Origin of the sequence: Bradyrhizobium sp. USDA 4541, assembly GCF_024171085.1 — a bacterium.
GTDB classification, from domain to species: Bacteria; Pseudomonadota; Alphaproteobacteria; order Rhizobiales; family Xanthobacteraceae; genus Bradyrhizobium; species Bradyrhizobium australafricanum.
Genome location: NZ_JALJZF010000001.1, coordinates 7,661,833 through 7,676,125 on the forward strand (window position 1 = coordinate 7,661,833; position 14,293 = coordinate 7,676,125).

The window sequence follows — 14,293 nt, forward strand, 5'->3', positions numbered from 1 at the left end:
GGAACCGGAACAGCGTGGCATCGAGCGAAACCTTTGGGCATCAATCGGGATAGGGGGAAGCCTCGCGGCTTCTCCCCTCCCACACCACCGGACATACGGGTCCGTATCCGGCGGTTCGGTGGATTATGCGGGCTGCTGTGCCGCGACGGAAGCCAAGCCGAGTGCCCTGAAGAACGCGATTGGCATGGCGATGGTGAGCGCGGGGCTGTTCGCGAGCCGCCAAGGGCCATGCGGGCTGCCGGCGGTTTGTGCCGCCAGATCCCGGCCGACGCCGCAGCGTCGCAGCTCGGCAAAGCGAGTGTCACCGCGCTTCCATTGTTTCCAGGCGATGGCGCGCAACCGCCGCCTGAGCCATTCGTCAAGTGTGCGCAACACCGACGGGGTTTGGCAGATGCCGAAGTAGCCGCGCCATCCGATCAGATAGCGCGATAGTTCCTTGGCAATCTGCGCGAGGCTTCGGCCGCAGGTGCGTCGTGTCAGTCCTCGGACCTTCGCCTTGAAGCGGGCAAGTGCCTGCGGCGCGATGCGCCGACGCGGTTCTTTCCCACCGATAAAGCTGAAGCCCAAGAACTTGCGAACGCTCGGTTTGGCGACCGCGCTCTTGGCTTTGTTGACCTTGAGCTTGAGGCGCTTTTCGAGGAACCGTTCGATGCCCGCCAGCACCCGCTCGCCCGCCTCCCGACTGCGCACATAGATGTTGCAGTCATCGGCGTAGCGCACGAAGCGATGGCCGCGTCTTTCCAGTTCCCTGTCCAGCACATCCAGCATCAGGTTCGACAATAGCGGCGAGAGCGGACCGCCCTGCGGCGTACCCTCTTCCGTCGGACTGACCAGCCCTCTCTCCAGCACACCCGCATTCAGGAATCCGCGGATCAGCTTCAGGAGGCGCTTGTCAGTCACCCGCTTGGCAACGAGCCTCATCAGGATGTCGTGGTTGACCCGGTCGAAGAACTTCTCCAGGTCGATGTCCACCACGAAGCTGTGGCCGGCCGCAATGTACGTCTGCGCCCGTTCCACCGCCTGATGCGCCGAGCGCCCCGGCCGGAAGCCGAAGCTGGTCTCGGAGAACGTCCCGTCCCAATCCGCCTGCAGCACCTGCATCACCGCCTGCTGGATCAAGCGGTCGAGCACCGTCGGGATGCCGAGCGGCCGCAGGCCGCCCGACGTCTTCGGTATCTCCACCCGCCGCACCGGCTGCGGCTTGTAGGTGCCCTCAAGCAACTGGGCTCGGATCGCTAGCCAGTGCTCCTTCAGGTGGGCCGGCAACTCATCGACGGTCATCCCATCGACGCCCGCCGCGCCCTTGTTGCGCGTCACTTGCGCCAACGCCGTCTTCAGGTTCTCACGCTCGATTACCGCTTCCATCGACGGCCCTGCGGCCGCCGGGCGTTCGAGGGCGGTGGCCGCCGCGCGCGCTTCGGACTCTTGGGCGGCGGCGTTCGGGGCTTCACCCTTCGCTCCGGTGCCCAAGTTCAGCTCGACCTGATTCTTCTGCCGCATGGCTCGCGCGAGATCACCGTTCTACTGGCCACTTCCACCGTTTGGGCCTTCGACGGCACGCCACCGCCTACTATGCCCGCTGCTGACTTCTGCGCTGCGGTCAAGTCGCCTTACGACGACCTCAGTCCCGTTACCGGGACACAGCACAGACCTCCCGAGGTAAGACCGACCGCCTTCACCGCACGCTCGCCGGATTTACCACCCCGACCCTTGATGACTATGGACTTCGCGATCACATGCTCGCTCGTCCGGCCGGGTAGGCCTCGTTATCCGGTAATTGTCCATCGAGCCGCGGCTTTGCTCCACGCTGTCTTCAGACCCCACCTCGCGATGACGCCCTTGCGCTTCGCTAATCCTTCGCCGTCATCAGGCTGGATAGAGGACTTCCACCTCCAAGCTGTCGTTCATACTCGGCACACAAGCAAAAGGCCCGATCGCGATGCGACCGGGCCTGTGAGTTGAGCTTGATGCGGTGAGAAACCCGGTCCCTGCCCGGCGCAGCGGATCAGGCCGCCTTCGCTGTGATCAGAACGTCTTCTACCGGCATCAACACCTCGTTGCCGAGCAGGAAGCCGCGGCAGCTGCGCAGCGAGCGCAGCGCGCGGTTGAAGTCAATTCCGGTCGACACCAGCGCGCGCAGCGTCCGTGGATTGCGGGCGATGCCGCGCAGCACCTTGCGCAGGTCGATGTCGCCGTTCGGCTTCACCGCGGATTTCGCAAGTTCCGGTAGCGCACGGTGCGCGGGATCGCTGATTACGCGCAATGCGGCAAACGGAATGCGGGCCTTGGCGGCATAGGCCGCCGCGATATGGCTCTCCATATCAACCGCGGCTGCGCCCGTCATCGAGCGCAGAGCGGCCTTGCAGGCCTTTGCCGCGATCACCTCTTCCACGCCGGCGAGACTGCCGCGGACGATCCTGCGGCGCTTCAGCGCGGCGCTGGCGATCATCTCTTCGTTCAGCGCGGATGCGGCCAGGAAACGGGTATCGCCCGACATCACCTCGGTCGCAACCACGACGTCGCCTGACTTGAGCGACGGATCGAGCCCGCCGGCCACGCCGAACGAAATCACGCCACGGAAGGTGCTCGGATCCAGCGTCGCCAGCAACTCACGCAGCTGCTGCGGATCGCTCGAACTGCAGATTACGATCATGCCGGGGCCTGCCGCGATGCGAGCCTCCTGCACCAATCCAGTCACAATCAATACCGGCCGAGGATCAATTCTACTGCCCACGGTCTCGGCGGCCCCCGCCTCAACAATCACATCCCGACCCCTACCACCCTGCTATTGGTGCTTCTCAAATTTCGATACCGCGCCAGCGCCCAGAGCGGAAAGAACTTCGAGTAGCCATGATATCGCAAGTAAAATACCCGCGGAAACCCCGTAGCTGTGTATCGCGGCTCGTCCCACAGCCCTTTTTCCGTCTGTGTTGCCTTTAGGTACTCCACCCCGCGCGTAACAGCGGGATTTTCGACCTCTCCGGCCGCCATCAATCCAAGCAAAGCCCATGCCGTTTGCGAGGAGGTCGAAGGCGCAACTTCATAACCCTTGTAATCCAGGCGGTAACTGACGGCGTCCTCGCCCCAGCCGCCGTCCTGATTCTGGACTGACGCCAGCCAGTCGACCGCCTTCCGAATCATCGGGTCGTTGCGATCGACCCCTGCGACATTTAGCGCCGAGAGCACCGACCAGGTGCCGTAGATGTAGTTCAGGCCCCAGCGGCCGTACCAGGAGCCCTCGGCAAGCTGGGTGCGGCGCAAATAAGCGACGCCGTCAGCCATCGCCTTGTTGCTCTCGGCGGTCTCGCCGAGCTGGCCCAGCATCGAGATGCAGCGCGCGGTGACATCCTCGGTCGGCGGATCCAACAATGCCCCATGATCGGAGAACGGGATGTTGTTGAGGTAATATTCGAGGTTGTTGACGTCGAATGCGGCCCAGCCGCCATCGCGGCTCTGCAGCCCCTCGATCCACTCGCGGCCGCGCGCGATGGACTCATCATATTCCCTGGTTCCGGTATGACGCCGCACGCGATCCATCGCCATCACGACCACCGCGGTGTCGTCGAGATCGGGATAATGGTCGTTGTTGTACTGGAACGCCCAGCCGCCCGGGCGGACGTCCGGCGCCTTGACCGCCCAATCGCCCTTCAGGTCCAGCACCTGGCGCGGCTTCAGCCAGTCGAGGCCCTGCCTGGCCTTGGCCAGGGTGTCGTCGCCGCCCGCTTCCTGCAGCGCATGACAGGCCAGCGCGGTGTCCCACACCGGCGAAACGCAGGGCTGGCAATAGGCCTCGTGTTCGCTAATCACGAGCAGCTTGTCGATGCCGCGGCGGGTGGTGGCGCGCGGCGGGAAATTCTCGTCCTTGCCGAGCGCCTCGTACATCATGACGATGTTGGCCATCGGCGGATAAATCGCGCCCATGCCGTCTTCGCCGTTCAGCCGCTCTTCGGTGAAGGCGAGCGCGGCATCGATCGCGCGCTGGCGCAGGCTCTTCGGAAACATCGGCTCGATTACCCGCAGCACGGCGTCGAGCGAGCGGAACAGATAGAACCAGCTCGCGCTCTGATGCGGCGCCTTCGGCGCCATGCGGACCGATTTCGGATCCTCCAGGAACAGTTCGTCGATGCCGACGCCCTTCGGATTCTTCGCACGCGGCTTCAGCGCGGCAAGCACCATCAGCGGCACCATGGTGGTGCGCGCCCAGTAGGAGATCTTGTTGATGTGGAACGGCGACCACATCGGCAGCAGCATGATCTCGATCGGCAGCACCGGCGTCGCGCGCCAGGTCACGACGCCATAGAGCGCGAGCAGGAATCGCGTGAACACGTTGCTGCCCGAAGCGCCGCCGCGCGAACGGATCGCCTCGCGCGCCCGCGCCATGTGCGGCGCGTCGACGGAATCGCCGATCATCTTCAGCGCGAAGTACGACTTCACGCTGGCGCTCATGTCGAACGGGCCGTCATGCACCAGCGGCCAGCCGCCATGGGCGCCCTGGACGCGGCGCAGATAGTTGCCGATCTTGGCCTCGAGCCCGGCATCGATCGGCTCGGCCAGGTAGTGACGCAGCAGGATGTACTCGGCCGGAATGGTGCTGTCGGCCTCGAGCTCGAACACCCAGTGCCCGTCGGATTGACGGTAGCCGAGCAGCGCTTCGGTTGCCTTGGAGATGCTCTTCTCCAGCGCGACCGGGTCGACTGCAACGCTGTGATCTCTCGCAAGCATTTCGCTCGATATCCTCTTCATCGCGGGCCGGCTGATCGAAAGCCGCGGCCGCTCCAGAGCATGATCCGATTGCTTCGGATCACGTTCTTGTCCTTCTGTTTGGTCGCGTTTTCTTCACGCGAACCGGTAGCCACTTCGCTCGAAAACGCGCCAACAGGTCGAATCTAACGTCTGGCCAGAACCAGATCGGCGGCGCGATCCCCCGATCGCACCGATCCCTCGATGGTTGCCGGCAACCCGGTAGCAGTCCAGTCGCCGGCAAGGAACAGGTTTTTTTGCGCCGTCGCGGGCCCCGGACGCAGGGCATTCTGTTCCGGCGTCGCCTCAAATGTGGCACGGCGCTCACGCACGATCTGCCAGGGCGGCAGGTCGCCGGAAACGCCCGAGGCCTCGCAGATGTCCTGCCAGATCGCCAGCGCGAGCTCCTCGCGCGGCATATCGACTAGGCGGTCGCCGTTGCTGATCGTCACCGACAGCCGTTGCGGGAACGCGAACAGCCACTCCACGAGGCCGCCGACCACGCCGAGAATGGGCGCAGCGTCGCGCGGCGGATCGACGCGGAAATGCGCGTTCACGATGGCGCGGAATTTGGTCGGGGTTTTCAGGCCGGGCAGCAGCGCGGCCGCGGCCCGCGGCGGCACCGCAAGCACGACGGCGTCGTCGGCTCCCAGCGCGACCTTGTCGCCATTGCCAAAATCGAGCTCACTGATGCGATCACCCGACATGCCGAGCGCACGCAATTCGTGACTGAACTGGACGCTGTGGCCGCCCTCCTGCAGCAGCTTCACGGCCGGCTCGATCAGGACCGAGCTCAGGCCGTCGCGCGCGATCAACGGACGGCAGGCCTGCCCGCCCGCGAGCAGCGTCTCGCGCACGATGGCGCCCGCGAGCCCGGCCGAGCCCTCCGGCGGATCGACGTTCAATGCGGCGAGCAGCAGCGGCTGCACCAGGCGGTCATACAGCGTGCCCTTGCAGGGAATGGTGTTGCCGACCAGCGCACCGGTGCCGGCCCAGGCCAGCGGTGCCAAGGCGAGATAGTCGCGCAGGGTCGTATCCGGAACGCGGCGCGCCTCGTCGAACACCCACAGCGGCAGGCGGGAATCGCCGAGGTCGAGCTGCCAGCGCCGGCCGCTGGCAAGATCGACGAACGGAAACTGCGCGCGCGGGGGCCCGACGAGGCCGGCCTCGGTGCCGATCGAGCGCGCGTAGCTCAGCGCATGGCGATTCCCCGACAGCAACAGATGGTTGCCATTGTCGATGGTGAGACTGGTGGCGGCGTCGAAATAGGAGCGGCAGCGGCCGCCGGCCTGCTGCGTCGCCTCATGGACAAACACCTTGTAGCCGCCATTGGCGAGGCGCACGGCCGCGGAGAGGCCGGAAATGCCGGCGCCGATGATATGAACGGTCTTTTGCATCAGATGATCGCGTAACGAAGAAGGATGCCGATCTTGGCGGCCTTGGACACACGTACCGGCGCGCGCGGCGCGGTGAAGCCGCGCGCGATCAGAAGATCGAGAATCGCGCGGTAGTATTTCGACATGATCCGCGGCGCGCGCACGGCGCGGCGCGAATTGCGCTTCATGATCTCGTCGGATTTCTGGAAATGCATCTTGGCCCGCTCGGCCAGCGGCGCGCACACCTTCGGCAGCGCGCGGTCGGCGGTGACGCGGGCCGGATCGTTATTGGTGATGCCGGCGTGCCAGAGCCATTCGCGCGGCAGATAGAGCCGGCCGAGGCCGGCATCCTCGTCGATGTCGCGCAGGATGTTGGTGAGCTGCAGCGCGCGGCCGAGGTGATAGGCGAGCTGGATGCCGTCGTCCTCGGGCAGGCCGAACACGCGCACCGACAGCCGGCCGACCGCGCTCGCGACGCGATCGCAATACAAATCGAGCGTCGCGAGATCCGGCGCGCGGATGTCCTGCGGCACGTCCATCTCCATGCCGTCGACGATCGCGACAAAATCCTCGCGCTTCAGGCCGAAGGTCTTCACCGAGGCGACATAGTCCTTCAGCCGCTCCGGCGGATGCCCCGCATAGAGCGCGTCGATATCGTCGCGCCACTGCTGCAGCGCGGCCAGCCGCTCCGGCCGCGGGCCGTCGGAATCGGCGATGTCGTCGACCTGCCGGCAGAAGCTGTAGATCTGGAACATCGCCTCGCGCTGCGCGCGCGGCAGAATGCGCATCGCGGCGTAGAACGAGCTGCCCGACGCGGTGCTTCCGTAATTTGCGTTGGCCGCCGCCTCCACGCTCATGCGCCAGCCGCCGATTTGGAGACCGCACGCCGTCCGGTCGCACGCCGCGCCGTCTCGCCGGCCACGCCGCCAAGGCTCTGCAGCAGCAGTTCGAGCGGGCTCAGATGCACGCGCTCGCTGAGCGGATCGCGCACCTTCAGCATGTTGACGATCTTGTCGGCGAACGCCTGGATCACGGAGATCTCGAGCCCCAGCCTGAAATCCTTCACCTCGGCGGCGAGCGACTTGCTCTGGTCGAGCAGCGCCTCGGTGCGCACGGCGAGCGCCTGCAGGCATTTGAGCAGGGCCGGCTGCGATTTCGCCTCGCCGAGCATCTCGACGGTCGCGCCCGCGGCGGCCAGGGCATCGCGCGGCAAATAGACACGGTTCAGGTTGCGGTAGTCCTTGCCGCAGTCCTGCAGATGGTTGTTGATCTGCAGCCCGACGCAGAGCGCGTCCGACGCCGCCCAGGTCGAGGTATCCTCGCCGTGCACGTCGAGCATGAACCGCCCGACCGGCATTGCCGAGTACCGGCAATAATCGATCACATCGTCCCAGTTCTCGTAACGCAGCTTGGTGACGTCGAGGCGGAACGCCACCAGCACGTCGAGCGCGTGCCGCGGCGGCATGCCGCGCTCGGCGAACGCGCGGCGCAGATTGACCGCTTCCTTCTGGGTGTCGCCATTGCCAAGCAGCTCGGCCTCCATGAGGTCGAGGTAGCGCAGCTTCTCCTCGGCGGGCAGCGTGGCGTGATCGGCGATATCGTCGGCGGTGCGGACGAAATTATAGAAGGCCAGGATCAGGGCACGATGCCGCGGATGAATGATCCACGACGCGACCGGGAAATTCTCGTCGCGGTGGGTCTTTCCGGATCGCAGGTCGCTCGCGGTGGTCATGGGAAATTTGGGCTACACTGGTCATGGCACGACGCAGGCGCGAAAGGTCAGCGCATGCGGGGGATTTGCGAGCCCCATATAGGGGAATACGCCACCAAAACCAATGCTGTCCGTGACCGCCAGCATACGAAGCCCGTGGCCGGCACACATGCCGAGCACGGGCTTTGCGGCGATCCATGGGGCCCGAACCGGCCTTACTGGCCGTGGGTCTTCAGCACCTGGTCGCAGGCGGAGCTGATCTTGCTGCGGTTCTGCTGCAGGCAGGCGAGAATGGTGAAATCGCCCTGATCGATCACGGCGCGGCAGTGACGCTGCACGTCGCGCGTGCAGGCCTTCTGCTCATCGGGTGTCCCGCGCGTCTGCTGCTGGGCGAAGGCGCTGGAGGAGAGCGGGATCGACAACAGGGCAAGAGCCAAGAGAAATTTACGCATCGTATTCCTTCATTTCCGACAGCAGAAAATCTGTTCCCGAAAAGCGCTTCGGCATGGCCGGGACGGATTTTGGGGATTTGCAGACGCCACGTAACGCGGCAACGGATTGACGACAAGCACCGCTAAATGCGGCTAAATTTGCGGCGCTGTAAACCCCTACATAAGTTATTGATTCGCAATGACGATTTGTGCCATCACTTTGTCGCGTTCGGCTATTGCGGATACCAGTTGCGCAAAGCTACATGCCGTCACGAAGCCGACGGTTTCTGATTCTGTTCGATGACAATATGGGCGCCGCGCGCCGTTTCTGTCGTTTGAACCTAACATTCTTCGGTGACACTAAACCTTCGATGCGGCGAGACGCTTTCTTGCGTAGGAAGCGTTGATTTTGATGGGAAAATTCACGATGAAACGGTTTGGTTCCAGCCTTTATGGTCAGGCTCTCAGGGCTGTGGGCGTCGGCGCCGCACTGATGCTCTCTGCCTCCGCCGTCCACGCCCAGGCCAGCGGGCCGTTTGCCGGTTTTGCCGGCTCGTGGACCGGAACGGGCACGGTGGCGCTGTCCAACGGCACGACTGAACGGATTCGTTGCAAGGCGGATTACAAGGTCGCACCCTCGGGCATGAGCCTGAAACAGTCCCTGCATTGCGCCAGCGACAGCTACAAGTTCGACCTCTCCAGCGACGTCACCAGCCAAGGCGACCGGATCTCCGGCAACTGGAGCGAGGCGAGCCGCAACATCTTCGGCAATCTGCAGGGCACCGCCGGCGGCGGGCGGATCGACGTGTTCGTCGAGGCGTCCGGCTTTGCCGCGAACCTGAACCTGCAGACCAACGGCTCCAAGCAGGTCGTGCAGATCGACTCCAAGGGCGAGATCCGCGGCGTCTCGATCACGATGACGAAGAGCTGACGCTCCCGGCCGATTGCGCCCACAAGACACAAAGGCCCGGTTCCGAACGCTTCGGAACCGGGCCTTTTTGCTGCAGCTTTTTGATCGCTCGTCGATCAGGCCTTTTCGATCGGCGCGGGCTGGCCGCCCCTGCCGCGGAGCTTTTGCGACAGGTTGATCAGGAACATCGAGGTCGGCCGCAGGATGAAGAGGTCCGCGACCAGGGCTGCGACCATCGAGAACGCGCTGAGCCAGCCGAACAGGCGCAGCGACGGCAGGTCGGAGAACACGGTGACGACGAGACCGCAGGCCAGCACCACCGTGGTCAGGATCAGCGCAGGACCGACCAGGACGGTGGCGCGCTCCACCGCAAGTTCCGGCGTGACGCCCGGCTTGGTCTCGAGCCGCAGGCGATTGAGGAAGTGGATGGTGGCGCTGAGGCCGAGGCCGAACGAGACGGTAAGTGCCACGACGCTGGCGAATTGCAGCCCCTCCCCGAGCAGCCACAGCACCGTGCCCGACAGCACCACCGGGAAGATGCCCGGCAGGATGCAGGAGAACATCACCACGATCGAGCGGAATGCGAGCCCGATGAAGATCGCGACCAGCAGGAATTCGATGGTGAGGCCGTGGTTGAGCTTTTCGATCATGCTGGCGCTGTTGCGTGCGGCAATCACCGACAGACCCGTGACCGCGATCTCGTAGCCGGGATGCTCGGCGCGCACCTTGTCCAGCGAATGATCGAGCTTGTTCACCACCGGAAGCAACTGGCTCGAGTCCACATCCGGAACGCGGCCCGACACCACGACAGCATCCTGATTCTTGTCGATGAACCGGCGCACCAGGTGTTCGGGGATCAGGTCGACATATTCCTTCAGCGTCGCGACATCATTGCTGCCGGCCTTTTCGGCGAGCCAGCGCCGCAAGGTCTCCAGCGACCAGACGTTGCCGACGCCGGCAGAGTCCTCGACCATTGCATGGACATCGGCAATCGTCTTCAAGGTCTCCGGCGAGTACAGCGATTGCCCCTTGGGGAATTCGATCAGCACATCGACCGGATTGGCGCCGGTCAGCTTGGCGTCGAGCCGGCTCGACGCCGCCACCGCCTGCCGCTTGTCCGGCACCTGATCGGCGAGCCGGTAGCGCGGCTCGAGATTGGCGTAGATGATGCCGAGGCCGCCGACCACGATCAGCGCAAGCAGGCTGAACAGCCCGGGACGGCCGACCATGCGCACCGCGATCCAGTAGCAGAAATTGCGCAACGCCTGTACGCCGGCATCCGCGCTCTGGAACTTGACCGCAAAGATCTTCTCGTTGCGCACGAACAGGACGCCGAACACCGGCACCAGCGACAGCACCGCGATCAGCGCGATGATGGTCGCCGCCAGCCCGGCCTCGCCGAACTTGCGGATCAGGTCGGAATCCGAGAACTGCAGCGCGATGAAGGAAATTCCGGCCGTGCCGTGCGTCAGCACACAGGCCGGTCCGACCACCAGCACCGCATTCTTGAACGCGGTGAACTTGTCCTGCCCCGCGATCAGCCGGTCGCGCGCCGCGAATGTCAGCTGCATCGAGTCGGAGAAGCTGATCACCATGATGAGCGGCGTCATCACGTTGAGGAACATGTTGAGGTTGAAATTGGCCCAGCCGAGGCCGCCGAGCGCGAGCAGGATCGCGATCATCGGCGGGAACGCCGCCGCCACCATGAAGGATATCTTGCGGAAGAAGATGATGGCGATGATGCAGCCGGCGAGGATGCCGAGGATGTTGTAGGTCAGGCCGTCGCGCTCGACCGCGTTGCGGATCTCGAGCTGCATGACCGGCACGCCGGACAATTGCGCATTGAGCCCGCTGCCGCCGAGGTCGTCGGCCATAATCTTCCTGATGTCGCCGACCACCTTGCTGAGCTTGTTGCTGCCGACCACCTCGGGCTCGAGCGATAGCACAATCAGCGCGAGCGTTCCGTCCTCCGACAGCAGCTTGCCGCGGATGATCTCGTTGCTTTTGACGGTCTCGACGAATTTGTCGTAGGCCGCGCCCTCGGGCAGCTCGTTCGGGAACAACGCCGCCGGCAGCTTGCCTCGCTCCGGCGCCTGGCGCGCGGAGAACAGCGACACCAGGCCGCGCACGCCCTCGACGAGTTGCAGATCCGTGACCATGTCACGCAGCTTGCCGAGATTGTCGCGCTCGAGCAGCGTCTTGCCTTCGACCACGACGAGCACGTCGAACTCGGTCGCCGGGAAGCGCTTGGTCACCGCCTCATACTGCTTGTAGTCCTTGGATTCGGAACGGAACAGCTGCGACAGCGAGTCGTCGATCTTGATCCGGTGCACGCCGAACACGGCGCCGATCAGCAACAGAACGAGGACGATGCAGGACAGGATCGGCGCCCGCATCGGGATCAGGCCGAGACGCTCGATCCCGAACGCGATGCTGAGGCCCGACCGCGGCTCTTCGATCTTCTCGACGTGGACCTGACTTTCGGAATTCTTTTCGAGCATGCCCTGTCCAGTTCTGAAAACGGCTCAATCTGTCTAGCTTGGGTCTAGGGGCGCGAATGAGGCGGGTGAGCGCAACTGATCGGCGCTAGTCCTTGAAAACACGCGAATATTGACCGGCGCCGGTTTTACCTGCCCGACCCTTTGCTCGCAAGCGCGAGGGGCGAGGCAAATCGACAGGGAACCGCCGATCCCCGCCATTAAGTATCTGATTTGTCACACCCTGGTAGCGCATTCCTCGACGATCCACCGCCGCTTTCATCTTTCAAGGCGACCCCTGTGATCTGGCGTGCCAGACCCTCGCGCACAAGCCACGAAATCCTGAATGCGGCCTCCGCATAGCTCAGCCCGGCATGGTGGATGTTGGAGATGCAGTTGCGATCGGCGTCGGTGAGACCGATTCGCGGCGCGAAGGTGAGATAGGCGCCGAGGCTGTCGGGAGCGGACAGGCCCGGCCGTTCGCCGATCAGCATCACCAGCATGCGCGCGCCGACGATGGCGCCGATCTCGTCACCGAGCGCGACCCGCGCCCCGGACGCTGCGATCACCGCGCCGGCCTCGATCTTGTCGGCCGCCAAGCGCGGCACGAGATGCCGGATCAATTCGACGGCATGCACATTGACCGCCGTCGGCGACAGGCCGTCGCCAATCACGATGGCGCAGGGGCATGCGGTGATGCCACACTTCTCCAGCGACCGCCGCGACGCAGAATCCAGCATGCGCCCGAGATCGGGCCGCCGCAGATAGTCGCGCCGGCTGTGCGCCTGGCTCGACACCTCAAGCGGCGTGATGCCGAGGCCGGCAAGACCGGCCGCGATCCCGCTGACATCGAAGGCGGCGTGGACGGCGTCGCGGGCGCGGGCATGGTCGAGCGTGAACGACAGCAGCGCATCGGTCGGCAGGCTGGCCCCGGACCGGCCAAGGCCGACGCGCGCCGGCGTGAGCTCGCGCAGATCGGCAAGCGAAGGGGACGTGGGCGCCGGCGGTGTCGTCATGCTGTTATTCGGCGGGGACGGAAGCCTCGCGCAGCCGGATCGAGTAGTTCGAGGCGTTCTGCCGGCCGCTGGAGGCTGCACGCGCAAAGGTGATCAAATGATGCGCAACCAACGTCGCCGAGATCAATCCCTCGATGTCGCCGCGCTTGAGCCGGCCAAGCGCAAACTTCCAGAACACGCGCTTGTAGTCGCCGAGCACGCCGACCTTCCAGAAGATGTTGCGGAGCATGATCAGGCCGCGCCGGATGTTGGCCCAGCTCTTCATCTCCGGGCTAACCGGCACCTTGATGCGATTGGCATAGGTGTAGTTGCATTGATGCAAATAGCGCGCGAACAGCCTTTTCGGCTCGTAGGCAACTTCCATGCATTTGCGCCAGGAACTGACCACGTCCTCATAGGGCAGCAGGAACTCGACATTGGAGTCGCGGCCCTCGTCATCGATCAGCCGCCCGGCTTTTTCGAGCCGATCCCACAATGGCGTCTTCGGCAGCGCCTGCAGCAGGTTGATGGTGAGCAGCGGAATCCGCGACTCCTCGACAAAGGAGAGCAACGCGTCGCCGGTCTGGGGCTTGTCGGTATCGAGCCCCATGATGATGCCGGAGACGACCTCCATGCCGAACGAATTGATGGTGCGCACGCCCTCGAGGATCGGAACCATCATGTTCTGATCCTTGTGCATGGCCTTCAGCGCGTCGGGATCGGGCGTCTCGATGCCGACGAAGATCGTCACGAAGTAGGCTTCGCGCATCTTCTCCAGGATCTCGGGACGCTTGGCGATGTTGAGCGTCGCCTCGCAAGCGAGGCGCGTGACATATCCGGTCCGCTTCTGCCACTCGATCAGGTGCGGCAACAGCTCGCTCGCGGCCTTACGGTTACCGATGAAATTGTCGTCGACGAAATACACGGTGTCGGTGGCACCACAGGCGCGCAGCTTGTCGAGCTCGGCGATGATCTGCTGCGGCGACTTCAGGCGCGGATTGCGGCCATAGAGCCCGGGGATGTCGCAGAACTCGCACTGATAGGGGCAGCCCGAGGAGAACTGGATGCTGCCGAGGAAATACTTCTTGGTTTCGGCGAGCTCATAGGCCGGCAGCGGGAATTCCGTCATCGGCAGCCGGTCGATGGTTTTAAGCACCACTTGCTCGTCGGGACGGCTGGTATCATCAGCCAGACGCTTGATCAGCTCATTGGTCGCATCGCCGAGCTCGCCGACATGGAGGTAGTCGAATGAGGGATAGTAGTCCGGGCAAGCACTGACCGACGGGCCGCCGATCGCGACCACCAGGTCATGGTCATGCGCGCGATGGCAGATGTCGTTCATCTGCTGGCGCTGGATATGCATACCGCTGACGAACACGGCATCCGCCCACTCGAAATCCTCCGCCGTCGCCGGACGCAGATTCTCGTCGACGAAACGCACCGGCCAGTTCTCGGGAAGGTATGCGGCGATCAGCAGCAGGCCCTGCGGCGGCATGAACGCCTTGACGCCGTCAGTGAGGGGGTAGGCGTGCTCGAAGGTCCCAAACGACGACGTATAGCGCGGAAAAACGCAGAGGATACGTCGTACTGTCTTTATGCCCTCAGCTCTCATCAAACGACCCCGAAGCACCGGCAAATCTAACCACGGCGCGG

At 64.2% G+C, this 14,293-nt stretch carries 11 protein-coding genes; 1 reads left to right on the forward strand and 10 read right to left on the reverse strand.

Annotation, left to right across the window (positions count from 1 at the left end; all coding sequences use genetic code 11):
• Positions 1-123: 123 nt before the first annotated feature.
• From ltrA to J2R80_RS36935, 7 genes are all read right to left on the reverse strand, one after another.
• Positions 124-1,500 (reverse strand): group II intron reverse transcriptase/maturase, encoded by a 1,377-nt coding sequence (gene ltrA / locus J2R80_RS36905; RefSeq protein WP_253638654.1) that lies wholly within the window; start codon positions 1,498-1,500, stop codon positions 124-126.
• 505 nt (positions 1,501-2,005) lie between these two features.
• Positions 2,006-2,764, reverse strand: a complete 759-nt coding sequence (locus tag J2R80_RS36910) for a phosphorylase (protein ID WP_076833044.1) — start codon at positions 2,762-2,764, stop codon at positions 2,006-2,008.
• A complete protein-coding gene (gene shc / locus J2R80_RS36915) occupies positions 2,761-4,722 on the reverse strand; it encodes a squalene--hopene cyclase (RefSeq protein WP_253640303.1) in 1,962 nt (653 codons plus the stop codon). Before shc ends, J2R80_RS36910 begins: the two co-directional genes overlap by 4 nt.
• Before the next feature lie 164 nt (positions 4,723-4,886).
• Positions 4,887-6,137 carry a hydroxysqualene dehydroxylase HpnE gene (gene hpnE, locus J2R80_RS36920; protein ID WP_253640304.1) on the reverse strand — a complete coding sequence of 417 codons (1,251 nt, stop codon included), beginning with the start codon at positions 6,135-6,137 and terminating at the stop codon, positions 4,887-4,889.
• A complete protein-coding gene (gene hpnD, locus J2R80_RS36925) occupies positions 6,137-6,973 on the reverse strand; it encodes a presqualene diphosphate synthase HpnD (RefSeq protein ID WP_076833035.1) in 837 nt (278 codons plus the stop codon). Before hpnD ends, hpnE begins: the two co-directional genes overlap by 1 nt.
• Positions 6,970-7,848 (reverse strand): squalene synthase HpnC, encoded by an 879-nt coding sequence (hpnC, locus tag J2R80_RS36930; RefSeq protein ID WP_253640305.1) that lies wholly within the window; start codon positions 7,846-7,848, stop codon positions 6,970-6,972. The genes hpnD and hpnC overlap by 4 nt, the downstream gene beginning before the upstream one ends.
• A gap of 194 nt (positions 7,849-8,042) precedes the next feature.
• Complete coding sequence (locus tag J2R80_RS36935; protein WP_057015701.1) at positions 8,043-8,279, reverse strand: hypothetical protein; 237 nt, start codon at positions 8,277-8,279, stop codon at positions 8,043-8,045.
• A gap of 406 nt (positions 8,280-8,685) precedes the next feature.
• Between J2R80_RS36935 and J2R80_RS36940 the strand changes: the two genes are divergently transcribed.
• Positions 8,686-9,189, forward strand: a complete 504-nt coding sequence (locus J2R80_RS36940) for a hypothetical protein (protein ID WP_028331723.1) — start codon at positions 8,686-8,688, stop codon at positions 9,187-9,189.
• A gap of 95 nt (positions 9,190-9,284) precedes the next feature.
• Here J2R80_RS36940 and J2R80_RS36945 read toward each other — a convergent pair whose 3' ends face one another.
• The 3 genes from J2R80_RS36945 to J2R80_RS36955 all read right to left on the reverse strand — a co-directional run bounded on the left by J2R80_RS36945 (position 9,285) and on the right by J2R80_RS36955 (position 14,252).
• Complete coding sequence (locus J2R80_RS36945; protein ID WP_076833031.1) at positions 9,285-11,669, reverse strand: RND family transporter; 2,385 nt, start codon at positions 11,667-11,669, stop codon at positions 9,285-9,287.
• Positions 11,670-11,866: 197 nt separating this feature from the next.
• Positions 11,867-12,661 (reverse strand): ethanolamine ammonia-lyase subunit EutC, encoded by a 795-nt coding sequence (eutC, locus tag J2R80_RS36950; protein ID WP_076833029.1) that lies wholly within the window; start codon positions 12,659-12,661, stop codon positions 11,867-11,869.
• A gap of 4 nt (positions 12,662-12,665) precedes the next feature.
• The gene (locus J2R80_RS36955) at positions 12,666-14,252 is read right to left on the reverse strand and encodes a B12-binding domain-containing radical SAM protein (RefSeq protein WP_253640306.1); all 1,587 of its coding nucleotides are present in this window, start codon (positions 14,250-14,252) and stop codon (positions 12,666-12,668) included.
• Positions 14,253-14,293: the final 41 nt, after the last annotated feature.